Annotated in this window: 23 protein-coding genes; 12 read left to right on the forward strand and 11 right to left on the reverse strand. The window is 75.4% G+C overall.

Annotated elements, in window-relative coordinates; translation table 11 throughout:
• Window positions 1-34: 34 nt before the first annotated feature.
• Window positions 35-466, forward strand: a complete 432-nt coding sequence (locus AB0883_RS26745) for an archease (RefSeq protein ID WP_366644089.1) — start codon at window positions 35-37, stop codon at window positions 464-466.
• Window positions 467-529: 63 nt separating this feature from the next.
• Here AB0883_RS26745 and AB0883_RS26750 read toward each other — a convergent pair whose 3' ends face one another.
• The 7 genes from AB0883_RS26750 to AB0883_RS26780 all read right to left on the reverse strand — a co-directional run bounded on the left by AB0883_RS26750 (window position 530) and on the right by AB0883_RS26780 (window position 9,638).
• Window positions 530-1,948 carry an RtcB family protein gene (locus tag AB0883_RS26750; protein ID WP_366644090.1) on the reverse strand — a complete coding sequence of 473 codons (1,419 nt, stop codon included), beginning with the start codon at window positions 1,946-1,948 and terminating at the stop codon, window positions 530-532.
• Window positions 1,949-1,976: 28 nt separating this feature from the next.
• Complete coding sequence (locus AB0883_RS26755) at window positions 1,977-2,591, reverse strand: GNAT family N-acetyltransferase (RefSeq protein ID WP_366644178.1); 615 nt, start codon at window positions 2,589-2,591, stop codon at window positions 1,977-1,979.
• A 100-nt stretch (window positions 2,592-2,691) separates the two neighbouring features.
• Window positions 2,692-3,561 carry a sugar ABC transporter permease gene (locus AB0883_RS26760; RefSeq protein WP_366644179.1) on the reverse strand — a complete coding sequence of 290 codons (870 nt, stop codon included), beginning with the start codon at window positions 3,559-3,561 and terminating at the stop codon, window positions 2,692-2,694.
• A gap of 38 nt (window positions 3,562-3,599) precedes the next feature.
• A complete protein-coding gene (locus AB0883_RS26765) occupies window positions 3,600-4,643 on the reverse strand; it encodes an ABC transporter ATP-binding protein (protein WP_366644091.1) in 1,044 nt (347 codons plus the stop codon).
• Window positions 4,640-5,962 carry a sugar ABC transporter substrate-binding protein gene (locus AB0883_RS26770; protein ID WP_366644092.1) on the reverse strand — a complete coding sequence of 441 codons (1,323 nt, stop codon included), beginning with the start codon at window positions 5,960-5,962 and terminating at the stop codon, window positions 4,640-4,642. Before AB0883_RS26770 ends, AB0883_RS26765 begins: the two co-directional genes overlap by 4 nt.
• A 2-nt stretch (window positions 5,963-5,964) precedes the next feature.
• A complete protein-coding gene (locus AB0883_RS26775; RefSeq protein ID WP_366644180.1) occupies window positions 5,965-6,819 on the reverse strand; it encodes a carbohydrate ABC transporter permease in 855 nt (284 codons plus the stop codon).
• A 26-nt stretch (window positions 6,820-6,845) separates the two neighbouring features.
• A complete protein-coding gene (locus AB0883_RS26780; RefSeq protein ID WP_366644093.1) occupies window positions 6,846-9,638 on the reverse strand; it encodes a sialidase family protein in 2,793 nt (930 codons plus the stop codon).
• Between the two features lie 170 nt (window positions 9,639-9,808).
• On the opposite strand from AB0883_RS26780, the gene AB0883_RS26785 reads away from it, so the two are divergent.
• The 4 genes from AB0883_RS26785 (at window position 9,809) to AB0883_RS26800 (ending at window position 12,593) form a co-directional block, all read left to right on the forward strand.
• The gene (locus AB0883_RS26785) at window positions 9,809-10,621 is read left to right on the forward strand and encodes an SDR family oxidoreductase (RefSeq protein WP_366644094.1); all 813 of its coding nucleotides are present in this window, start codon (window positions 9,809-9,811) and stop codon (window positions 10,619-10,621) included.
• A 169-nt stretch (window positions 10,622-10,790) separates the two neighbouring features.
• Window positions 10,791-11,690, forward strand: coding sequence for a pentapeptide repeat-containing protein (locus AB0883_RS26790; protein WP_366644095.1), 900 nt, complete (start codon window positions 10,791-10,793; stop codon window positions 11,688-11,690).
• Between the two features lie 387 nt (window positions 11,691-12,077).
• Complete coding sequence (locus AB0883_RS26795; protein WP_121398426.1) at window positions 12,078-12,314, forward strand: preprotein translocase YidC; 237 nt, start codon at window positions 12,078-12,080, stop codon at window positions 12,312-12,314.
• A 48-nt stretch (window positions 12,315-12,362) separates the two neighbouring features.
• A complete protein-coding gene (locus AB0883_RS26800) occupies window positions 12,363-12,593 on the forward strand; it encodes a hypothetical protein (RefSeq protein ID WP_121398427.1) in 231 nt (76 codons plus the stop codon).
• A 29-nt stretch (window positions 12,594-12,622) separates the two neighbouring features.
• Here AB0883_RS26800 and rnhA read toward each other — a convergent pair whose 3' ends face one another.
• Entirely contained in the window at window positions 12,623-13,102 is a 480-nt protein-coding gene (rnhA, locus tag AB0883_RS26805; RefSeq protein WP_366644096.1) for a ribonuclease HI, read from the reverse strand.
• A gap of 199 nt (window positions 13,103-13,301) precedes the next feature.
• Between rnhA and AB0883_RS26810 the strand changes: the two genes are divergently transcribed.
• Window positions 13,302-14,405, forward strand: a complete 1,104-nt coding sequence (locus tag AB0883_RS26810) for a serine hydrolase domain-containing protein (RefSeq protein WP_366644097.1) — start codon at window positions 13,302-13,304, stop codon at window positions 14,403-14,405.
• A 6-nt stretch (window positions 14,406-14,411) separates the two neighbouring features.
• Here the strand turns inward: AB0883_RS26810 and AB0883_RS26815 are convergent, their stop codons facing one another.
• Window positions 14,412-15,662, reverse strand: coding sequence for a lycopene cyclase family protein (locus AB0883_RS26815; protein WP_366644098.1), 1,251 nt, complete (start codon window positions 15,660-15,662; stop codon window positions 14,412-14,414).
• Between the two features lie 195 nt (window positions 15,663-15,857).
• On the opposite strand from AB0883_RS26815, the gene AB0883_RS26820 reads away from it, so the two are divergent.
• Window positions 15,858-16,967, forward strand: a complete 1,110-nt coding sequence (locus AB0883_RS26820) for a hypothetical protein (RefSeq protein WP_366644099.1) — start codon at window positions 15,858-15,860, stop codon at window positions 16,965-16,967.
• A 63-nt stretch (window positions 16,968-17,030) separates the two neighbouring features.
• Here the strand turns inward: AB0883_RS26820 and AB0883_RS26825 are convergent, their stop codons facing one another.
• Window positions 17,031-17,567: a GNAT family N-acetyltransferase gene (locus AB0883_RS26825; protein WP_366644100.1), complete on the reverse strand. Its 537-nt coding sequence runs from the start codon at window positions 17,565-17,567 to the stop codon at window positions 17,031-17,033.
• Between the two features lie 55 nt (window positions 17,568-17,622).
• Window positions 17,623-17,958: a helix-turn-helix domain-containing protein gene (locus AB0883_RS26830; protein WP_366644101.1), complete on the reverse strand. Its 336-nt coding sequence runs from the start codon at window positions 17,956-17,958 to the stop codon at window positions 17,623-17,625.
• A gap of 139 nt (window positions 17,959-18,097) precedes the next feature.
• On the opposite strand from AB0883_RS26830, the gene AB0883_RS26835 reads away from it, so the two are divergent.
• From AB0883_RS26835 to AB0883_RS26855, 5 genes are all read left to right on the forward strand, one after another.
• Entirely contained in the window at window positions 18,098-18,982 is an 885-nt protein-coding gene (locus AB0883_RS26835; RefSeq protein WP_366644102.1) for an NAD(P)-binding domain-containing protein, read from the forward strand.
• Window positions 18,979-19,863 carry an NAD(P)-binding domain-containing protein gene (locus AB0883_RS26840; RefSeq protein ID WP_366644103.1) on the forward strand — a complete coding sequence of 295 codons (885 nt, stop codon included), beginning with the start codon at window positions 18,979-18,981 and terminating at the stop codon, window positions 19,861-19,863. Before AB0883_RS26835 ends, AB0883_RS26840 begins: the two co-directional genes overlap by 4 nt.
• Before the next feature lie 110 nt (window positions 19,864-19,973).
• On the forward strand, window positions 19,974-20,813 hold the full coding sequence (locus AB0883_RS26845) for a metalloregulator ArsR/SmtB family transcription factor (protein WP_366644104.1): 840 nt from the start codon (window positions 19,974-19,976) through the stop codon (window positions 20,811-20,813).
• Window positions 20,814-21,243: 430 nt separating this feature from the next.
• On the forward strand, window positions 21,244-21,732 hold the full coding sequence (locus tag AB0883_RS26850) for a hypothetical protein (protein ID WP_366644105.1): 489 nt from the start codon (window positions 21,244-21,246) through the stop codon (window positions 21,730-21,732).
• A 111-nt stretch (window positions 21,733-21,843) separates the two neighbouring features.
• Entirely contained in the window at window positions 21,844-22,464 is a 621-nt protein-coding gene (locus AB0883_RS26855; RefSeq protein WP_366644106.1) for a class F sortase, read from the forward strand.
• The last annotated feature ends 2 nt before the right edge of the window (window positions 22,465-22,466 follow it).

Below are 22,466 nucleotides of genomic sequence, written 5' to 3' on the forward strand. Positions count from 1 at the left end.
GTCGCGCGGCGCCCGCGTGGCGGAGGATCGGGGCATGCAGCGACGACCCGGGCGGGGGCACCGCCGCCTGCCGCACACCGCCGACGTCCGCATCGAGGCGTGGGCGCCGAGCCGGGAGGAGTGCGTCGCCGAGGCGGTCGCCGCGCTGGTCGACACGTTCGTCGACCCCGCCGGAGCGCGGCCGGGCCCACGGCGGGAGTTCCGCGCGCCGCCCGGCGACGACGACGCGGACCTGCTGGTGGGCGTACTCGACGAGGTGATCTTCCGGATGGAGACGGCGGGTGAGCTGCCGCTGCGCACCGACGTGGCCGACGACGGCGCCGGCGGCCTGGTGGTGCGCTGGCGCACGGCGGACACCGACGCCGTCGAGCTGGTCGGCGCGGTGCCGAAGGCCGTCGCCCTGCACGGGCTGCGCTTCGGCCCCGACGACGAGGGCTGGTCCTGCGCCGTCACGCTGGACGTGTGAGCCGCCCGCCCGGCCCCGCACCACGCCGCGTGCCGCTCAGCCCTGGACCACGCCGCGTGCCGCTCAGCCCTTCACCACGCCGAGCGGGACCAGCCGGGCCACCTTCCGGCAGAGCCCGGCGCCCTCGGCGGCGGCCACCACCGCCGAGACGTCCTTGTACGCCGTCGGCATCTCCTCGGCCAGGCCGCGCCGGGACGCCCCGCGCACCGCGATGTCCTGCGACTCCAACTGGGCACGCGGGTCCAGCCCGCGCTCCGACCGCACGGCCTGCTTGCGGCTCTGCACCCGGCCGGCCCCGTGGCAGGTGGACGCGAAGGCCGGCGACCCCGGCACGCCGGTGAGCACGTACGAGCCGGTGCCCATGGAGCCGGGGATCAGCACCGGCTGGCCCACGTCCCGCAGGTCGCCGGGCAGGTCGTCGTGGCCGGGCGGCAGCGCGCGCGTGGCCCCCTTGCGGTGTACGCACAGCGCGCGCCGCTCGCCGTCGACGCCGTGCGTCTCGATCTTCGCGAGGTTGTGTGAGATGTCGTAGACCAGGTCGAGCCGGCTGCCGGTGACCCGGGCGAAGACCTTCCGGGCGGCGTCGGTCAGCAGTTGCCGGTTCGCCCGTGCGTAGTTGGCGGCGGCCGCCATCGCGCCCAGGTAGGCGCGGCCCTCGTCGGAGGTGACCGGGGCACAGGCGAGCTGGCGGTCCGGCACCTCGATGCCGTGGCGGGCCATCACCTTCTCCATCTTCCGCACGTAGTCGGTGCAGATCTGGTGGCCCAGCCCCCGGGAGCCGCAGTGGATCATCACGCAGACCTGGCCGGGGCGCAGCCCGAAGGCGGTGGCGGCGGTGTCGTCGTACACCTCCTCGACGGCCTGCACCTCCAGGAAGTGGTTGCCGGAGCCGAGGCTGCCGACCTGGCGCGCGCCGCGCTCGATCGCCCGCTCGCTGACCCGCGCCGGATCGGCGTCGCCGACGGCTCCGGCGTCCTCGCAGCGGTACAGGTCCCGCTCGACGCCGAAGCCGCGCTCCACCGCGTAGCGGGAGCCGCCGCGCAGCACCGCGTCGAGTTCCGCGCGCGTCGACAGCTGCCACACCGCGCCCTTGCCCATGCCGCGCGGGGTCGCCTCGCCCAGCCCGTCCATCAGCGCGTCCACCCGGGGCCGCAGCCCGTCGCGGTCGAAGTCGGCGGCGAGCAGCCGGACGCCGCAGGAGATGTCGAAGCCCACCCCGCCGGGCGAGACCACGCCGCCGTTCGCGACGTCGGTGGCGGCCACCCCGCCGATCGGGAACCCGTAGCCCCAGTGCACGTCGGGCATGGCGTACGAGGCGTCGACGATGCCGGGCAGCGTGGCGACGTTCGCGACCTGCTCCAGCGACCTGTCCTCCCCGGCGTCGGGCAGCAGGGACCGGGACGCGAACACCACCCCCGGCACCCGCATCGGGTCGTGCCGGTCGATCCGGAAGCGGTACGGCGACTCCTCGACCAGCTCCATTCCCGGCGGCTACCCGGGCGGACGGCCCTTACACCCGCTCGCCGGCGGCCGGCCGCCGCATCGCCCAGACCTCGGGTCCGCCGTCGGGCACCCGGGCCTGGCCGGTGACCACGAAGCCCAGCCGCCGGTAGAACCGCACGTTCGGCTCCGACGAGGTCTCCAACACGGCGGGCAGACCGGCGCGGTCGGCCTCGGCCAGGCCGGGCCGCAGCACCCGGGCGCCCAGCCCTCCGCCCTGGTCGGACCGGCGCACGCCCACGGTGGCGAGCAGGAACGCCGGCTCGGCCGACCGCAGGGAGGCGCAGGCCGCGTCGGCGGCGTGCAGCGCCGACTGCCGGTCGCCGGCCAGCTCGGCGTTGCGCGCCGCGACACCGGCCCAGACCTCGTCCGGCACCGGCCGGTCCGGGCGCAGCCAGACCGCCACCGCCGCCGGCCGGCCGCCGGCGTCCACCGCACCCCAGACGTCGCCGTAGGGCAGCCCGACGGCGGCGACGGTGCCGGCGAACATCGCCGACAGCCGCTCCCGGTGCCGGTCGGCCGCCACCGTCCAGGCCATCCAGGGGTACCCGTCGAAGGCGTCGGCGAGCACGTCGGCCGCCTCGGCGGTCGACTCCGGCCCGATCCGGCGTACCTCGAACTCCATGCTGTCCTCCTCGCGCGCCGCCACCCGGCCGGCGCAGTGCGCGATCATGCCACGGCTTCCGGGGCCGGCGCGCGGGATTATCGGGTCGGCGCCGGTGGCCTCAGAGCCGGTAGAACGCGCGGTAGCGGCGGATCAGCCGCCACTGCACCAGCACGGCCGCCACGGTCAGCAGGATCATCACCAGGGTCGCCGCGGCGGCGTAGCCGTAGCGCAGGTACTCGAAGCCGGTGCGGTAGACGAACAGCGACAGGTAGGTGGTGGCGTACGGGGGCGGGCCGCCGTCGGTGACCACGAAGGCCGGCACGAAGGAGAAGTGCAGGCTCTGGATGGCGTCGCGCACCGCCAGCAGCCCCAGCACGGGCGCCATCAGCGGCAGCGTGACCCGGCGGAACACGTCCCAGCCGGTGGCGTCCTCGATCGCCGCCATCTCGTAGACGTCGCGGGGCAGCGCGCGGCGGGCGGCCAGCAGCACCACGAAGGTCTCCCCGACGGTGAACAGGCTCATTCCGATGATCGCCGCGCGGGCGTCGGTCGGGTCGGTGAGCCACTGCGGCGGGGTGCGTCCCAGCGCGGTCAGGCCGTTCTCCCCGCCCGTGCGCAGCAACTGGTTGATCGGGCCGTAGAGCGGGTTGAGCAGCCAGAGCCAGAGCAGCCCGTAGGCGATCTCCGGCACCGCGGTCGGCAGCACCGCCGCGGTGCGGGCGCTGCCGACGCCGATCGCCCGGCGGTGCAGCAGCAGCGCCAGGCCGAGGGCGAAGAGCACCCGCAGCGGTACGGCCACCAGCGCGAAGACCAGCGAGTTGGTCAGCGACACCCGGAACACCGGGTCGGCCAGCAGCGCCGCGAAGTTGTCCAGCCCCACCCAGCGGGGCGGGCGCAGCAGGTCGTACTCGGTGAAGGCCAGCGCCAGGGTGACCGCGGCAGGCAGCAGCACCAGCCCGACCAGCCCGAGCAGGTACGGCGCCAGCATCAGCGCCAGCTGCCGGCGCGAGCGGCGGTCCGTGCCCGTCACGGGACGTACCGGCGCCCGGAGCCGGCGTGGAAGACGTGCACGTCGGCCCAGCGCACGCCGACGCGTACCGGCGCGCCCCTTCCGGGCCGGTGGGCGGCGGGCACCCGGGCGACGACGGGGTGCCCGCCGGCGAGGGTCAGGTACGCGTACGCGTCCTCGCCGACCACCTCGACCCGGTCGACGGTGGCCGCCGCGCCGTCGGTCGCGTCCAGCACGACCGCCTCCGGCCGGAAGCCGATCTCCAGCTCGCCCGCCCCGGCCCGGTCGACGGGAGCGGCGCCGCCGGGCGTGAGCGGCCCCCCGGCGGGCAGCAGGTTCATCGCCGGGGAGCCGACGAAGCGGGCGACGAAGGTGGTGGCCGGGGTGCGCCAGATCTCGTCGGGGGTGCCGACCTGCTCGATGCGCCCGTCGCGCAGCACGGCGATCCGGTCGGCGAGCACCAGCGCCTCGGTCTGGTCGTGGGTGACGTGCACCATCGTCGCGCCCAGCCGGTCGTGCAGGGCCCGCAGCTCGGCGCGCATCTGCACCCGCAGCGCCTGGTCGAGGTTGGACAGCGGCTCGTCGAGCAGGAACACGTCCGGCTCGCGGACCAGGGCCCGGGCCAGCGCCACCCGCTGCCGTTCGCCGCCGGAGAGCTGCCCGGGCCGGCGGTCCAGCAGGGTGGCGCAGCCGACGGTCTCGGCCGCCGCGCGGGCCCGCTCCCGGGCCACCGCGCGCGGCGTGTCGCGTACCTCCAGGCCGAACGCGATGTTCTCGGCGACGCTCAGGTGCGGGAAGAGCGCGTACGACTGGAACACCATCGACACGTTGCGCCGGCCCGGGCGCTCGGCGGTGACGTCGCGGCCGGCGATGCGGATCCGGCCGGCGGTGACCGGCTCCAGGCCGGCGACGACCCGCAGCACCGTCGACTTGCCCGCCCCCGACGGGCCGAGCACCACCAGCAGCTCGCCCCGGGCGGCCGTCAGGTCCACCTCGTGCAGCACCGTCGACCCCCGGTACGCGGCCGAGACGCCGGCCAGGGCCAGGCCCGGATCGCTCACCCGTGCTCCCCGCGGGCGAAGATCGGCCGGGTCTGCCGGTCGAGCTCGCGGACGACGTCGTCGAGGCGGTCGCCCCGGTGCATGGCGTTCTCGAGGATGCCGTAGGTGACGTCCTCGATCTCCGGCCAGGTGGAGACGGTCGGCAGCGCCCGGACGGTGGGGATCGCGTCGAGGAAGACCTTCGCGCTGCGTGGCGGCTGGGCCGGGCCGAGGAACGCCGGGGACCGCGACACCCCGATGTGGGACGGGACGGTACGCCCGGTGGCGGCGATGATCCGCTGGCCCTCCTCGGCGATGGCGAACTCCAGGAACCGCCACGCGGCGTCCTTGTGCTTCGCGCCCCGGGTCATGCAGTACGCGTCGGAGTGCAGCACCCCGACCTGCTCCTTGTAGACGGGCAGCGGGGCGACGTCCCACTCGAAGCCGCTGATCGAGCGGAACGTGGTGGTGGAGCGGCGCGAACTCATCAGCATGGCGAGCCGGCCGTTGGCGAAGCGCGACTCGTCGTCCTCGGCCTCCACCTCCTCGTCGGTGGGCACCACCCCGTACGCCAGCCGCAGGTCGACGAGGTTCTTCAGCGCCTCCCGGGCGGCCGGGGTGTCCAGGGTCAGCCGGGTCGGCCTCGCCGGGTCGTCGACGATCTCGGCCCCGCCCGACCAGACGAACGGGGCGAGCCGGATGATCGACGGCTCGACGCCGAGGCCGTGCACGGCCGGGCGCAGCGCGGCGCCCTCGCTCTCGGTGGCCCTGACCACCACGCCGCGGGAGTCGCGGGTCATCGCGGTCGCGGTGGCGACCAGGTCGTTCCACGTCCAGCCGGCCCTCGGCTCGGGCACGCCGTACTTCGTGAACAGGGTGCGGTTGTAGTAGACGGCCAGGCTGGAGACGTTCTGCGGCAGGCAGAGCTGCCGTCCCTGCCACCGGAACGCGTCCCACGCCACCGGGTAGTAGTCGGCCGGGTCGACGGCCTCGGAGGCGGCCAGCCGGTCGTCCAGCGGCTCGATGACGTCCTTGGCGGCGAACTGGCCGTAGAAGCGGTAGTTCATGAGGAACAGGTCCGGCGGGGCGCCGCCAGCCACCGAGGTGGCCAGCCGGGCCAGCAGGTCCTTGCGGTCGCTGGCCTCGACGAGCTGCACGTCGGCGCCGGGACGCGCCTTCTCGTACGCCTCGACGAGGGTGCGGTAGGCGGCGAGTTCCTCGGGGGCGCCGAAGACCAGCAGCCGCACCGGGCCGTCGGCGGACGACCCGGAGCCGGCGCCGCACCCGGTGGCGGCCAGCACGGCGGTGAGCAGCAGCGCGAGCAGCGCCTTCGGTCGCATCGTCAGTTTCGTCCCGTCGGGTCGTCGTGGTGGAGGAAGCGCCGCTGGGCGAGCACGAAGACGACCAGCGCCGGCACCGTGGCCAGCACCGCGCCGGCCAGGAACACCGGGAAGTTCGTCGGGTCCAGCACCGACAGGGAGCGCAGCGCCAGCGGCAGGGTGAACAGGTCACGGTCGTAGACGTAGACCAGCGGGTCGAGGAAGTTCGACCAGGTGAGCACGAAGGTCAGCGCGGTGAGGCCGGCGGTGACCGGGCGCACCAGCGGCAGGGCGACCCGCCACCAGGTGCGCAGCGGCGACAGGTCCGCCACCAGGCAGGCGTCGTAGAGGTCGGCCGGCAGCGCCCGGAACGCCAGGTGGTAGACCAGGACGTAGAGTGGTGAGGTGCCCAGCAACGCCGGGGCCACCAGCGGCACCAGGGTGTCGGTCAGGCCGAGCATCCGGAAGATCGCGAAGCGGGGCACGAGCAGCGCCGTGGCCGGCACCATCAGCGCGACCAGGGAGGCCGCCACGACGACGCCGGTGACGCGCGGGGCGAGCCGGGTCAGCGCGAAGCCCGCCAGGGAGGCGACGAGCACGCTCAGCGGCACGGCGACGACCGCGACCAGGACCGAGTTGAGCGAGGCGCGCAGCAGCCCGCCCAGCTCGACGGCCTGCCGGTAGCCGGTGGTGGAGACCGGCTCCGGCACGAGCTGCGGGGTGGGCGGCGGCGGCAGGCCCGGCTCGGTGAGCGAACCGGAGACCAGTAGCAGCAGCGGTGGGACGAAGACGAGCAGGACGAAGGCCGCGCCGAGGGTCCGCCAGGCGCGGCCGGCCACCTCGGGCAGCGGTGAGGGGCCGCGTGCGCGGCCCCTCACCGTGTCGTTGCCGATGGTCACCTGCCTCAGAGCGTGAGCTGCCAGGCGCCGAGGCCGTGCGAGGCGGCGTAGAGCACCCGCTTGCCCGGCACGATGGTCAGCCCGGCGACCTCCACGTTCGGCATGCCCCGGGCCGCCTTCACCCAGGTCGTGCTGCCCTCGGCCAGCCGCAGCACGCCGAAGTCGGTGGCCGCGTAGAGGGTGCCGGTGACGTCGTCACGGACCAGGTCGGTGATCGGCTGGTCGCCGAAGTCGTACGACCGGTCGGTCCAGGTCGCGCCGGCGCCGGCCACCCGCACCTCGAACGCGTGCCCCAGGGTCGCCGGGGTGTTCGAGTTGAAGCCGCTGTAGGAGACCCACGCCCGCGCCGGGTCGGCCGGGTCGACGTGGACGCTGGTGACGAAGCGGTTCGGCGTGGCCGCGGTGTCGATGCGCGTCCAGGTGACCGCCGACGCCGGCTCGGCGTCGACGTTGCGGGACACGAAGACCCGGCCGGTGCTGGTGGCCGCGTACGCCGTGGACGAGTCGGAGGCGACCCGCTCGACGACCGAGACGGCGCCGCCGGCCCGGTCGCCCCACGCGGCGTCGGTCAGGTTGACCGTGCCCAGCGGCGCGAAGTCGCCGCACTGCGCCTCGAAGGTGCCGGTCCAGGTGTTGCAGATCCGGTCGGCCTCGGCCAGGCTCCGGTCGCCCAGCCCGAACGTCTTCGTCCGGTAGACGGTGCGCGAGGTGCCGGCGAACATCGTGCCGCTGACCTTCGGGTCGGTGGTCACCGGGGCGTAGAACAGGGTGCCCGGCTGCCCGAAGATCGGGTCGGAGACCGAGATCCAGCTGCCCACGTCGCCGTTGTTGAAGTTCACCTCGGGCGAGGCGTCGTAGAAGGTGTGGAAGCGGAACTCCGGCCTGCCGACGTCGAAGCCGGACGCGCCGCCGTCACCGATCATCGTGTTGACCCAGCGCCGGCGCTCGCCCTTGTTCTCCCAGGTGCCGTTGTCCTGGGTGCCGCCCTGGAGCAGGCGGTGGTCGTGCGGGCTGGCCGAGAGGCTGATGAACTGCAACGTGTTCATGCCCTTGTTGATGCCGTCCAGCTTCGACGGGATCTTCGACAGCATCTGCCGGCAGCGGTCCTTCTGCGCCTGCGTGGTCAGGTTGCGGTCGGGGTTGTCGCACCAGGCCGAGCGGTCCACGAACTGGCCGCTGGAGCGCATAACGCCGCCGTCGTTGGCCTCGAAGAACTGGTACGGGTTGCGCGGGTTGGTGACCAGGGCGTGCTGGTCGGGGTGCAGGCCGTTGGGGTGCAGCTCGTCGGTGCCGTCGTAGGTCATGTCGGTGCCGCTGACGCCGGCGTCCGTGGAGAGCACCACGGCCCGCTTGTGGGCGACGGTCTCGCCGTAGACGTACGAGCCGCCCGTGTAGACGATGTCGGGGTGCCCGGCCGGGGTGTGCACGAACACGTCGTACCAGCACTGGCCGGTGCACTGGTTGTAGGTGGCGTAGCCCGGGTCGGCCGGGTTGGCGCTGCTCAGGTCGGCGAACGCGGGGGCGCCGCCGGCCACGTCGTCGCTGCGGAACAGCCGCGAGTACGGGTTGCCGAGGTTGCCCTCGTAGACGTACATGCGGGTCTTGCCGTTCGGCAGGGCGGTCACGTCGATCGCGGCCCGGGTCTGGAAGACCGCCGGGTTCAGCGACGGCTTGATCTGCGTCCAGGTGGCGCCGGCGTCCGCGGAGCGCCAGACCCCCCGGGCGTACGAGGAGGCGTAGACCGTGTTCGCGTCGCGCGGGTCGAGCTTGACGTAGCGCACGCCACGCGGCGAGCAGGCGGCGGTGTTGTTGTATTCCGCGGCACTGCCCGTGCACTGGGTGGCGTCGGCCGAGCCGTTGTGGATGAACGTCCAGTTCGCGCCGCCGTCGGTGGACTTGTAGAGGCCCCACTTCTCGGCGTCGGGCACGGGCCGGGTGACGCCGGTGCAGCAGGAGCTGGACATGCCGCGCAGGGCGGTGGTGGTGGCGACGTAGAGCGTCTTCGGGTCGCCGGGCTTGATGGTGATCTCACCGATGCCCTTGCCGGCGAGGGCGTCCTTGCCCAGCGGGCCCTTCCAGGTGACGCCACCGTTGGTCGACTTGTAGAGGCCGACGCCGGCGACACAGCCGGAGGCGCAGGTGTTCGCCTCGCCGGTGCCGACGTAGATGGTCAGGCCCGTCCTGTCGTTGCGGTCGATCTTGACCGAGCCGGCCGCGTTGATGCCGAGCGGCCCGCCCAGGTAGAACCACTTCGGCTCGGCGGCGAGGACGTTCAGGGTGCCCCAGACGCCGCCGCCGGCCGGCGTGACGTACGCCCGGCAGAGCAGCGCGTTGCAGTCGGGCGCGATGTCGATGGAGGTGACCCGGCCACCCGCGACGTACGCGTTCGGCACGTAGTTGGAGGCGTTGCGGAACTCGGTGAACGGGTAGAGGGCCTCGCTGGGGCCGATGTTCGTCCAGCCCCGGGTGCCGCCCGCGCGCCGCTCGGCGGCGGCGTACGCCGACTTGGAGCGGTCGACCTGGGCGATGCTGATCGTGTTGGCCGGGTACGCGCGCTCCAGGAACTCCTGCTGCGCGGCGTTGCCGGGCCCGTCCGGCGACATGCCGTCGCTGCCCGGCACGGCCTGGCGCAGCCGCTCCATGTGGGCGCCGAGCGCGCCCGGCATCTCCCCGTCGCCGGCCGCGGCGACGGGCGTCGGCACCTCGGCGCCGGCGAAGTGGATTCCGATGAGCCCGGTCGATGCCACCAGGGCACCGACCGCCAGTCCTGCGAGCAGATGGCGACGTCTGCGCTTCACGAGGTCCCTCCGGCAGATGACGGCGCCACCTCAGCGCGACCTCCGGATTGCCGACCGCCGCTGGCAGCGTCCACGGTGGAGAATGACAGAGCGCATCGACGCAGACAATCCTCTTCGTGGACGGGGATCGACGCGTGGTTGTATCCGCAGGGAACGGGTAGTGCGCCAGCATGCCGTCGCGTTACGAGAACTACCCGAGGATCGCCATCGTCACCGGCGCGGACTCCGGCATCGGCCGGGCCTGCGCCGTCGCCCTCGCCGAGGCCGGCTTCGACGTCGGCGTCACCTGGCACCGCGACGCCGGGGGCGCCGAGCGGACCGCCGCCGAGGTACGCGCCGCCGGCCGGCGCTGCGAGGTCGCCGAACTGGACCTGACCCGGCTGCCGGGCGCCGACGCGGTCGTCGACGAGCTGGCCGACCGGCTCGGCGGCCTCGGCGTGCTCGTCAACAACGCCGGCACCGGGGCGTCCACGCCGTTCGTCGACACCGGCTGGGAGCAGTGGCGCGAGGTGCTCTCCGTCGACCTCGACGGGCCGTTCCTGTGCGGGCAGCGGGCCGCCCGGCGGATGCGCGCCGCGGGGCTGGGCGGACGGATCGTCAACATCACCAGCGTGCACGAGCACGCGCCCCGGGTCGGTTCGGCCGCGTACTGTGCCGCCAAGGGCGGGCTCGGCCTGCTGACCAAGGTGATGGCGCAGGAGCTGGCGGCGGACGGGATCACCGTCAACGCGGTCGCCCCGGGCGAGATCGCCACCCCGATGACCGGCCAGGAGGACGTCGACCCGTTCACCGAGGAACGCCCCGGGGTGCCGGTCGGGCGGCCCGGCGACGCGCGGGAGGTGGCCGCCGTGGTCGCGCTGCTCGCCTCGCCCGCCGCCGCGTACGTCACCGGCGCGTCCTGGCCGGTGGACGGCGGCATGCTGATGATGGGCCCGCAGGCCAACGCGCTGGAGTCGCACGACTGGCGTTCGGTGGAGGGCTGAGCGCAGGCGTGGCCCGCGCTGGCGACGCGGACGGTGCGCCGCGGCTCCCGCGCCCGGGGCGTGGGCCGCGCACCCTGCGGCCCGGTGGCCTCGCGGGGGGGCGGGACAATGGGAGCCTCCGCCCGCGAGACCGTCGGCGGAAGACCCGATCGGCAGGAGAACGGTCAGCGTGTCGGAGACTCCCGGGGCGACGTCGCCTGCGGACGGACTGCGCGCCGACTGCGCCCGGTGCTTCGGGCTCTGCTGCGTCGCGCCCGCCTTCTCCGCGTCGGCCGACTTCGCCATCGACAAGCCCGCCGGGCGGCCCTGCCCGAACCTGCGGGCCGACTCGCGCTGCGGCATCCACGCCGACCTGCGCGACCGGGGTTTCCCCGGCTGCACCGTCTTCGACTGCTTCGGCGCCGGGCAGCGGGTGGCCCAGGTCACCTTCGACGGGCGGGACTGGCGCGATGCGCCGGAGACCGCGGCGCGCATGTTCGACACGTTCGCGGTGATGCGGCCGCTGCACGAGCTGCTCTGGTACCTGACCGAGGCACTCGCGACGCGCCCACCGCAGCCACTGCGCGACGAGTTGTCCGCCGCGCTCGACGAGACCGAGCGGCTGGCCCGCGAGCCCGCCGGGACGCTGCTGGGGCTCGACGTGGACGCGTACCGGGGACGGGTCAACCCGCTGCTGGCCCGCGCCGGGGACGCGGCCCGGAGCCGGGGCGGCCGGCCCGGCGCGGACCGGCGGGGCGCCCAACTGTTCGGCGTCGACCTGCGCCGGACCGACCTGCGCCGGGCGAACCTGCGCGGTGCGCTGCTGATCGGCGCCGACCTGCGCGGCGTCGACCTCGGCCTGGCCGACCTCACCGGCGCCGACCTGCGCGGGGCGGACCTGCGCGGCGCGGACCTCTCCGGCGCCCTGTTCCTGCACCAGTCGCAGCTCGACGCGGCCCGGGGCGACCAGCGCACCGCCCTACCGCCCGGCCGAACGCGCCCCGGCCACTGGTCACCGCTGTCCCTCACCCCCCTGCGCCGCCCACCCCGATCCTCCACCCGCCCCACCCGCCCACCCCGCCGCCGCTGACCCCACTCTCCGGCCCCGCCCCGCCCTCGCGCCCTACGCGCCCCGCGCGCCGCCCCTCGCCCTCGCGCCCTGCGCACGCCCCGCGCGCCCGCTCTCCGCGATCATGCAGTTGTGGTGCTGGACAAAGCGGTCTGCACCCCATCACGGCGGGCACCACCACTGCGTGATCGCCACGGCAGGGCCGCCGGGGCGGGCAGGACCACCTCGGCGGGACTCGCGGCAGGGCCGCCCGGGCGGGCGGCGGCGGGGGGGTGGGGGCAGGGCCGGGAGGGCGGGACTCGCGGCAGAGCCGCCGGCGGGCGGGGGCGGGGCGGGGTGGGGTTTCGGGTGGGGGGTTGCGGGTAGCCGGGGGCGGAACGGCAGCGGCGGACGGCAGGGGAGGCAGCGGTGGGGTATCGGGCGCGCGACGGTGAGCTGCCGGTCGACCCGGCGCACGCCGAGGACGAGGCCGGTCAGGCCCGGCTGGTCCAGGTCGAGGCGGACACCGACGTCCCGGCGCCGGACGACACGACGACGAAGCCCGACATCGTCACCGAGGACGACGGGTCGGGCATGGCGGGCGGCGCGTCGGGCACCTCCAGCGGCGGGTCCGGCATGCCGGGTCACCCGGACGCGGCACGCTGAGCACCACGGGGCACGTTTGCGGGCAGGCCACGGGGGCAGGAGAGCGGCATGACCGATCAGAACCGTACCGACCGGGCCGCCACCGACGAGCCGGACGGCGCCACCGCAATGCAGGCGTCGCTGCGTCCGCCGGGCGAGTCCCTGCGTAGCACCGACGACACCGGCGACGACTTCGCCGACCTGCCGGCCGAGGACCGGCGCTCGGCCCGGGAGGTCAGCCGCGCCGGCTACGACGTGGACGCCGTGTCCGGCACCACCGACCCGAGCCGCACCGAGTGACCTGACCGCCGCCCCGCTCGCCGGTCCGGTCAGCGACCGGCGGGCACCGCCGACGCGCGGGCCTCGGTCATGCCCCGGTTGGCCAGCGCGTCGGCGCGCTCGTTCTCCGGGTGGCCGTTGTGCCCCTTCACCCACAGCCAGGTGACCTCATGCCGGGCGCACGCGGCCTCCAACCGCTGCCACAGGTCGGCGTTCTTGACCGGCTGCTTCGCGGCCGTCCGCCAGCCGTTGCGCTTCCACGAGGCCAGCCAGCTGGTGATGCCGTTGCGCACGTACGTGCTGTCGGTGTGCAGCTCGACCGTGACCGACCGGGTCAGGCTCTCCAGGGCCTGGATGGCCGCCATCAGCTCCATCCGGTTGTTGGTGGTCGGGGTCGCCTCGCCGCCGCACAGTTCCCGCTCGTGCGCGCCGTAGCGCAGCACCACGCCCCACCCGCCGGGGCCGGGGTTGCCGCTGCACGCCCCGTCGGTCCAGATCTGCACGACCCTGCCGGTCGTCTCGTCCACCATGCCGGCAACCTACCGAATCCGCACCGCCTCTCCCGTCGGCGGGCGGCGGCGCGGCGCGGGCCGTCTCCCCCGCGAACGCACCCCGTCGGTCGGAAAGGCCGCATCGCCCGACGGTCAGAAGGTCGCCGCCACCGGCCGGGCGTGGGGCGGCGGAAAAGGCCGTGACCCGGTTCCCCCGCCGCTGGCAGGATGGCCTCCCGTGACGGGGAGCTGGGAGGGCCTGCGGGCCGAGGTGCGGGGCAGGATCGACGAGCTGGTGGCCTCCGGCCGCGAGGCCGGCGTACAGGTGGCCGCCTACCTGCACGGGGCGCGGGTGGTGGACGAGGTGGCAGGCGTGGCCGACCGCGCCACGGGCCGGCCGCTCTCCTCCGGCACGCCGATCTGGAGCGTGTCGACCGGCAAGGGCCTCACGGCGACCGTGGTGCACGTGCTCGCCGAGCGGGGCATGCTCGACTACGACCTGCGGGTCGCCGAGGTGTGGCCGGAGTTCGCCCGCCACGGCAAGGGTGCCGTCACCCTGCGACACGTGCTGACCCACACGGCGGGCGTGCCCGCGCTGCCGCCCGACGTCACCGTCGCCGACGTGACCGACTGGGACCGGATGTGCGGGATCGTCGCCGACAGCGTGCCGCTCTCGGCGCCGGGCGACGTGCTCGCGTACCACGCCTGGACCTTCGGCTGGCTGGTCGGCGAGGTGGTCCGCCGGGTCACCGGCCGGTCGATCTCGCGGGTGCTCGCCGAGGACGTCGCCGGGCCGCTCGGCGTGCCCGGAGAGCTGCTCTTCGGGGTGCCCGAGGCCGAACTGGGCCGGCTGGCCCCGGTCGCCGACCGCAACCTGTCGGCCCTGCTGGCCTGGGCCGCCGCCAACCTGCCGAACTTCGACCGGGTCGCCCCGCCCGGCCTGCGGCCCGACGCCTCCGTCGGCGTCCGGGGCGAGTTCCTCCGCGCCGACGTTCCGGCCACCGGGACGATGTCCGCCCGGGCCGTCGCCCGGATGTTCGCCGCGCTGATCGGCGAGGTCGACGGCGTACGCCTGATCTCGCCCGAGCGGCTGCGCGAGGTCAGCGCCGTCGCGGTGCGCGGCACGGAGTGGGTCTTCGGCCGGGAGGCGAGCTTCGGCCTGGGCTACGCGGTCGAGCCGGACGGTGCGTTCGGCTCCGCGGGCAGCGGCGGCAGCCTCGCGTACGCCTATCCGGACCTCGGCCTGACCGTGGCCGCGACGAAGACGCTGCTCGGCGCCGGCGACGGCGACCCGATGGAGGAGCTGCGCGTCCTGATCCGCGACGCCGTGCGCGCCGGCTGAGGCGGCTCAGTCGTCGGCGTCGGCCCGGTCGCCGACCACCGGTCGCGGGACCGTCCAGGTCGCCGCGCGGCGGGTCGGGTCGAGGCGGTCGCGGAGCCGGGCCACGGCGTCGCCGGCGGTCGCGGCGACCATCGGCCGCAGCCGGGTGGAGCTCATCAGCGCCACCTCCTCCGCCGGGGTGGTCGCGCCGTCGAGGAACCGCAGCACCCGCTCGGCGGGGTTGCGGTCGAAGAGCCGACCGAAGAAGGCCGGGCCGCCGACACCGCCGGCGTCCAGCGCCCGCAGCGCGACCGCGTCCATCCAGCGGTGCCGACGGGGGTACGCGGGAGCGGGCACCGGCGGGCGGCCGGCGGCGAGGGCGCGGGCGACCTGCTCGGCCTGGCGGTGCATGGCGGAGAAGGTGAAGCCGGTGGAGGGTCGGGTGGCGCCGCCGGCCGTGCCGAGGCGGACCACCCGGGGCGAGGGCCGGGCCTCGAACGGGCCGTCGGTCATGGGGATCACCCCGTTCTCCACCTCGCGGACGGTCAGCCGGGTCGCGTCGAGGCCGAGCAGGTCCCGGTAGCCGGCCAGCGCCGCGTCGTACCCGGCGTCCGTGAGCAGGTCGGGGCCGAACTCCGTGTACTCCACCAGGGCGTACCGGTCGCTCACCGGCAGGACGTAGCCGAACGACACGCCCCGGGCGGGCTGCGGGGTGCGGAAGTCCATCAGGACGGCCCGTGCCGGGTCGAAGACCGACACGTCGGACTCCAGCCACCAGCCCCGGAAGTGCTGGAGCCAGTTGGTGCGCCCGGGTCGCCGGGGCGGCCGGGGTCGGGAGTCCAGCACCCAGGACGCGCGGACGGCCGGCCCGGCGCCGCCGGCGCGTACCGTGACGTGCCCGCCGTCGTCGTGCAGGGCGTCGACGGGCGCGACGATCCGTCGTACCCCGAGCCGCCGCTCGGCCTCGGCGGCCCGGTCGTAGACCGGGCCCGAGCGCAGCATGGCGTACCGCAGGGGGGCGAGATCGAGGACGCGGCGGCCGTCGGGCGTCGCCACCTCGACCTGGGGCCAGCTCGCGGCCAGCAGCGGGTCCAGGTCGCTGCCGGGACGGTCCCAGAACGCCCAGGTCCGGTCCTGGCCGCGCCGGTGGACCGGGTCGATGACGGCGACCCGGAGGTCCCGCACCCCGTGCCGGTCCAGGGCAGCGAGGACCAGCGACGCGGCACCGCCGCCACCGACCAGCGCCAGGTCGACGTCCAGCGGCGCGGAGGTGTTCACGCCGCCCACGCTGCCACACCGCCCGGGCCGGCCGGCCACCGACCGGCCCCGCCGCCCCCCGGCCGCGCGCATCCGGGCGCGCGCATCCGGGCGCGCGCATCCGGGCGCGCGCATCCGGCCGGCCACGGGCGGCGGTAGGGTGCCAGCGGTCGCCCCCCGGGCGACGGTCACGTCACCCCCGGAGGACGCCGCCCCATGAGCACCGACGCCACCAACGCGCTCACCGCCCGGTGGGCGTCCGGCCTGGACGACGGGCAGACGGTCCTCTCCGGCGCCGGCGTCTACCCGCTGCTGGCGCTGCTCGCCCGCTACGCCGCCGGTCCGGCCCGCGACGAGCTGCTGGCGGTCGCGCCGGAGTCGGCCCGGTCCGACCTGGACCGCTCCCCCACCACCCGGCTCGCGCTCGCCGCCTGGGCGCGGCGGGACCTGCCGCTGACCGACCGCTGGTCGCGGGAGGTGCCGGCGGCCATGCGCGGGGAGCTGACCGGTGATCCGGCGCGCGACCGGGCGGCCCTCGACGAGTGGGCCGCCACCCACACCGACGGCCTGGTCCCCCGGATGCCGGTGCGGGTCACCCCGACGACGGCGATGGTCCTGGCCAGCGCGCTGTCGCTGCGGACCGGGTGGGCCGAGCCGTTCCGCGACGCGTGGTGCCGGCCGGCCGCCGGGCCGTGGCGCGGCCGCCGGCTGGCCGGGCTGAGCCGGCTCGGGCACGACCTCGACGCGCTGCGGGCCGTCGACACCGCCGCCGGACCGCTGAGCCTGCTGACCGTACGCGGCGCCGAGGACGTCGACGTGGTCCTCGCCCTGGGCGCGCCGGGGCGCGGGGCGGCGCGGGTGCTGCCGGCCGCGATCGGCGCGCTCGGCGCACCGTCCGCGCTGCCGGTCGCCGCCGGCCCCGGCGTCGTCGAGGAGGTCGTGGACGCGTACGACGACCGGCCCGAGCTGCTCGTCTCCACGGTGGGCTTCACCGTCTCGGCCGACCACGACCTGCTGGAGCGGGCGGCGACGTTCGGCCTCGCCACCGCCGTCGGCGACGGCGACCACTTCCCCGGCATCGCCCGGCCCCTGGCCGTCTCGCAGGCGCGGCAGAGCGCGACGGCGACGTTCGGCGCGACGGGTTTCCGCGCGGGTGTGGTGACCGCCGTCTCCACGCGGGCGGGCGCGGCGCGGCGGCCGGTCACCGCGCGCAAGCGGCGGGTACGCCTCGACGTCGACCGCCCCTTCGGCTTCCTCGCCGTGCACCGGCCCTCCGGGCTGGTGCTGCTCGCCGGCTGGGTGACGGAGCCCGACGGCCGCGCCTGAGGTCGGGCGCCGGCCCGGCCCGGGAGACCGCCGGGTCGGGGCCGTGCCGCGACGCCCCGGGGCTCAGCGCCACCCGGCCCGCCTGCGGTAGACGACCTGGCGGCGCAGCGGACCGGAGTCGACGTCCGGGTCGTCGAAGTCGTCGGCCGGATCGGTGGTCATGCCCAGGCGGCGCATCACCGCCTGCGAGCGCACGTTGGTCGCGGTGGTGATGGCGAGGATCTCCGGCAGCCCGACGGTGTCGAAGCCGTGACGCAGGACGGCGCGGGCCGCCTCGGTGGCGTAGCCGTGCCCCCAGGCGGAGCGGGCGAGCCGCCAGCCTGCCTCCACGCCGGTGACCGGCACACCGTCGTCGACCCGGTCCAGCCCGGCGAAGCCCACGAACGCGCCGCCGTCGCGGACCTCGACGGCCCAGAAGCCGTAGCCGAGCCGGTCGAGGTCCGCCTGGAACGAGCGCGCCGAGGCGGCGGCCTGCTCGGCGGTGAGCAGCGGGCCGAGGTGCTCGCGCACCTCGGGATCGGCGTTCATCGCGGCCCACGGCGAGAGGTCGGACTCCCGCCAGTCGCGCAGCAGCAGCCGTTCGGTCCTGATCTCCGTCACCGCGCGACCCTAGCGCCGGGCGGGCGCCTGGGCACGCGGGATTCGCGGCGGCCCGTCAGTCCCGGGCGATGGCCTCGATGGTCGCCATGTGCCGCTCGCCCCAGTCACCGAGCGGCATCAGCGCCTCGTTGAGGGACCGGCCGAAGTCGGTGAGCGAGTATTCCACCTTGGGCGGAACCTGCCGGTAGACCTCGCGGTGCACGAGGCCGTACGCCTCCATCTCGCGCAACTGCTGGATCAGCATCTTCTCGCTGATCCCGTCGACTCCCCGGCGCACCTCGGCGAAGCGGCGGGGGCCGTGGTCCAGCTCCCACAGGATCAGCGCCTTCCACTTGCCGCCCACGACGTCGATCGCGGCGTCGAGCCCGCACGTGTAGGTCCGCTTCTTCACGTCGCTCCCCTCACTTACCAAAAGGTAAGTACCTGAGAAAATAGTCGGTACTTGCTGCTCCGTGCGTACGGAAACAGGATGGGACCGGCCCGGCGGCACGCGCAAGGCCGGGCGATCCGTCCACGAAGGAGCACTCCCCATGACCGACCTCGACCTGCCCCCGGTGACCGTGCTGGGTCTCGGACCGATGGGCCGGGCCCTCGCCGGCGCGCTGCTCGCCGCCGGCCACCCGACCACCGTCTGGAACCGCACGGCCGCCCGGGCGGACCCCCTCGTGGCACGCGGCGCACGCCGGGCGCCGACGGTGCCGGAGGCCGTCCGCGCGAGCCCGCTGGTGCTCGCCTGCGTCATCGACTACGCCGCCGTCCGCGCCATCGTCGAGCCCGCGGCCGACGCCCTCGCCGGGCGCACCCTGGTGAACCTGACCGCCGACACCCCGCAGCGGGCCCGGGCGATGGCCGCCTGGGCCTCCAGGCAGGGCGTCGACTACCTCGACGGCGCGATCATGACGCCGGCCCCCACCATCGGCGGCCCGGAGGCGCTGGTGCTCTACAGCGGGCCGGAGCACCTCTGGCGTGCCCACCGGGACAGCCTGGCGAACCTCGGCGGCTCGGCCGACTGGCTCGGCGCGGACCCGGCTCGCGCCGCCGCCCACGACGTGGCGCTGCTCGACATCTTCTGGACCGGGATGAGCGGTATGGCGCACGCCTTCGCCCTGGCCCGGGCGGAGGGGATCACGGCGGCGGAGCTCGCGCCGTACGCCAAGGGCGTCTCGGGCCTGCTGCCCGACCTCGTCGACGACCTGGCCGGGCGGATCGACGTCGGCAACCACACCGCCGACGTCTCCACCATCGCCTCCGCCGCCGCCACCATGGCACACATCGTCGAGGCGGCCGGGGGACACGGCATCGACACCGGCACGCTGCGGGCGGCCCACGCCGTCGTCGCCCGGGCGCTGGACGCCGGGCACGGTGACGACGACTTCTCCCGGCTGGCCCGGGTGTACGCGGAGGTGGGCGCGTGAGCGCCCCGCACCGACGGCCCGTCACCGTGCTCGGGCTCGGCATGATGGGGCGGGCCCTGGCCGCGGCGCTGCTCGCCGCCGGCCATCCCACGACCGTGTGGAACCGGACGCCGGGGCGGTCCGCCGCGCTGGCCGGGGCCGGCGTGGCCGGCTCGCCCGCCGAGGCGGTCGCCGCGGGCGAACTGGTCGTGGTGTGTCTCCTCGACGACGAGGTCACGCGGCGGGTGCTCGACGAGGCGGCGCCCGTCCTGGCCGGCCGGACGGTGGTCGACCTGACGAACGGCACCCCGGCGCAGGCCCGCCGGCTGGCGCAGTGGGTGACGGCCCGGGGCGCCAGCCACGTCGACGGCGGCATCATGGCGGTTCCGGCCATGATCGGCGGGCCCGGGGCGCTCGTGCTCTACAGCGGTGCGCAGGACGCGTTCCTGGACTGGCGGGACACCCTCGCGGCGTTCGGCGAGGCCCGCTGGCTCGGCACCGACCCCGGCCGGGCGGCCGCGTACGACCTGGCCCTGCTCGCCGCCATGTACGGGATGTTCGGCGGGTTCCTGCACGCCACGGCGATGATCCGCGCGGCCGGCGTACCGGCGGGCGAGTTCGCGCCGATGGTGACCGGCTGGCTGACCGCCATGCTCGGGGAGTTGCCGGCCATGGCGGCGGCCGTCGACTCGGGCACGCACGACGGCGACGGGTCGTCCCTGCGGATGCAGGCCGCCGCCTTCGGCAACCTGCTGGCGGCCTGCCGGGACCTGGGGGTCGACGCCGGGTTGATGCGACCGGTAGGTGACCTGCTGGACGCGGCGGTCGCCCGGGGCCACGGCGAGGAGGGCCTCTCCGCGCTGGCGGGGCTGCTGCACGACGACGCCGGCCGCCCGGCCTGACCGATCCTGCCGCCCCCGCGGGGGTGAAAGCGGCGGCAGACTGGACACGCAGCCGCCCGGTTGCCTAATCTGACAGGCAGCCGGTTGGCTGCGTGTGCGAGGTGAGCAGGGTGGACGACGTTTTCCGGGCGCTGGCTGACCCGAGTCGGCGCCGGCTCCTCGACGACCTCAACCGCCGCAACGGGCAGAGCCTGCGCGAGCTGTGCGCCGGGCTCGACATGACCCGGCAGTCGGTCAGCAAGCACCTGGCGGTGCTGGCCGCGGCCAACCTGGTGACCACCGTGCGACGGGGCCGGGAGAAGCTGCACTACCTCAATCCCGTGCCGATCAACGCCGTCGCCGAACGATGGATCGACCGCTACGACCGCGAGCGGGTGCGCGCACTCGCCGACCTACGGACAGCTCTGGAGCGGGAGCCGATGGACAGTCCCACCTTCGTCTACACCACCTACGTCAACACCACCCCGGAGAAGCTCTGGGCCGCGCTGACCGAGCCGGCGTTCACCCGCCGCTACTGGGGAGGCGTCGCGCTGCGCTCCGACTGGCGGGTCGGCTCCCCCGTGCTGTGGCAGGACGAGCCGGGCGGCGAGTTCCGCGACCTCGGCCAGCGCGTCCTGGTCGCCGAACCGTTCCGCCGGCTCTCCTACAGCTGGCACGGCTTCCAGCCGGAGCACGCCGCGCACTTCGGCTGGTCCGACGAGGAGCTGGCGGCCCGGCTCGGCGAGCGGAGGTCACGGGTCACCTTCGACATCGCCCCGCACGGCGGGTTCGTCAGGCTGACCGTCACCCACGAGGACTTCTCCCCCGACAGCGAGATGTACCGGGCGGTCAGCGGCCAGCTCGACGGCAGCGGCGGCTGGCCGGAGTTGCTGGCCAGCCTCAAGTCGCTGCTGGAGACCGGGGAGCCGCTGCCCGGCCCGCGCCCCGAGAGCGCCACCGCGCGGGGCTGACACACGCCTGCCCGGCGCGCGGGCCGGCACCGAACCTCCGCTGCCGGCGGCCGCAACGGCGGTGCGTCCGGCCCGGAGCACAAACGCGTCCCGCCGGCAGCAAACCGCCTAGGACCGGGCCAACGCGGCGGGCCGGACGCGTACGGCCCGACGCGGGGCACGCTTCCCGAGCCGGGCCGGGACGGCCCAGCCCCGACAGCACGACCCCCGGCGGCATCGGCGCGGCCAACCCTCGCGGGCGGGCCGTGCCGGCATTTCCGCTGCTCCCTCCGCCTCGCGGGTGGACACGTGACGGCAACGAGGATTTCTCATTTTCACCGGATCGGGGCCCCAACCCTCCTAGGGTTGGTCACACCGGTGCTAGTCACGGAGTTGGCCACCCGAACGACGTCCCACGCAGTCAGCGGACGAAAAGTGAGGGAAGACGCGTATGAAGGCAAAGACAGTTCTCGTATCGGCGGCGCTCGGCGTGGGTCTCGGCACGCTCCTGCTCCCCGGCGCGGCGCTGGCCGACACCGTCGTGTCACCGGCCACCACGCCGGTCGGCGGCACGGTCGTGCTCACCGCGACGACCTGCAACCCGAAGTCCGGCGACGCGATCTTCCGCGTCACCGGCCCCGACCGCGACCAGAACGTCCGGTCCACCACCGCGGCGGCCGGCGGCGGCCTGAGCGCCGAACTCTTCACCGCCGGCTTCACCCTGGGCACCTACACGGTGACCGCGACCTGCGGGGACGGCAGCGCGGCCGGCAGCGCGACGTTCACCGTCACCCCGATCGGCGGGGCCCAGGCCGGCGGTCGCGGCGACGACGACGGGACCGGGGCGCTGGCGGCCGGCGGCGCCCTGCTCGGCTCCGCCGCGGGCGGCGCACTGATCCTGGCCCGCCGCCGACGCCACATGGCAGCGGCCACGCTCTGACCGACGGCCCCGCGCCGTCCACTCCTGGAAGCCGTCCATCCCTGCAACGGGTGCCCGCACCGGTGAACCACCGGAGCGGGCACCCGGGCGAACGCGTACGGAGGTGGGATCGTGTCCTGGCGCAGGCCCGGCTGGGCGGTGACGGTCATCGTCCTGCTCGCCACGTCCGGGCTCGGCCTGGTCGCCGCGGGACTGGCGACGACCCCGCCCCGCCCGCCACGGCCGGGGGCCGCCGACGCCCCCGCATCGGCCCGCTCCGCGCCGTCGGTGCCGCCGTTGCACCGGGCCGAGCCGGTCGACGTGCGGATCCCGGCCATCGACGTACGGGCGCGGATCGTCCCGGTGGGCGCCGACGCCGACGGGCGCCTGGAGGTGCCGCCGCTGGACCGGCCCACCCTGGCCGGGTGGTACCGGCACGGTGTCAGCCCCGGCGAGACCGGCAACGCGGTGATCGTCGGGCACGTCGACTCCGCCGCCGGCCCCGCCGTCTTCTTCGACCTCGGCCGGCTGCGACCCGGCGACACCGTGCGGATCACCCGCGCCGACGCCAGCGTCGCCACCTTCGCCGTCGACGGCGTCGCGTCGTACCCGAAGGACCGCTTCCCCACCGACCTGGTCTACGGGCCCAGCGACGCGACCGGCCTGCGCCTGATCACCTGCGGCGGCCGGTTCGACCGGGACACCGGCAACTACGTCGACAACGTCGTCGTCTTCGCCACCCGGGTGCCGTGAGC

Origin of the sequence: Micromonospora sp. NPDC047812, from assembly GCF_040704175.1 — a bacterium.
In the GTDB taxonomy this organism is placed as follows: domain Bacteria; phylum Actinomycetota; class Actinomycetes; order Mycobacteriales; family Micromonosporaceae; genus Micromonospora.

Coding starts and splice junctions, on each gene's coding strand:
- AB0883_RS26745 (WP_366644089.1), top strand. CDS start 35: ATGCAGCGACGACCCGGGCGGGGGCACCGCCGCCTGCCGCACACCGCC.
- AB0883_RS26750 (WP_366644090.1), bottom strand. CDS start 1,948: ATGGAGCTGGTCGAGGAGTCGCCGTACCGCTTCCGGATCGACCGGCAC.
- AB0883_RS26755 (WP_366644178.1), bottom strand. CDS start 2,591: ATGGAGTTCGAGGTACGCCGGATCGGGCCGGAGTCGACCGCCGAGGCG.
- AB0883_RS26760 (WP_366644179.1), bottom strand. CDS start 3,561: ATGCTGGCGCCGTACCTGCTCGGGCTGGTCGGGCTGGTGCTGCTGCCT.
- AB0883_RS26770 (WP_366644092.1), bottom strand. CDS start 5,962: ATGCGACCGAAGGCGCTGCTCGCGCTGCTGCTCACCGCCGTGCTGGCC.
- AB0883_RS26785 (WP_366644094.1), top strand. CDS start 9,809: ATGCCGTCGCGTTACGAGAACTACCCGAGGATCGCCATCGTCACCGGC.
- AB0883_RS26800 (WP_121398427.1), top strand. CDS start 12,363: ATGACCGATCAGAACCGTACCGACCGGGCCGCCACCGACGAGCCGGAC.
- rnhA (WP_366644096.1), bottom strand. CDS start 13,102: ATGGTGGACGAGACGACCGGCAGGGTCGTGCAGATCTGGACCGACGGG.
- AB0883_RS26820 (WP_366644099.1), top strand. CDS start 15,858: ATGAGCACCGACGCCACCAACGCGCTCACCGCCCGGTGGGCGTCCGGC.
- AB0883_RS26835 (WP_366644102.1), top strand. CDS start 18,098: ATGACCGACCTCGACCTGCCCCCGGTGACCGTGCTGGGTCTCGGACCG.
- AB0883_RS26850 (WP_366644105.1), top strand. CDS start 21,244: ATGAAGGCAAAGACAGTTCTCGTATCGGCGGCGCTCGGCGTGGGTCTC.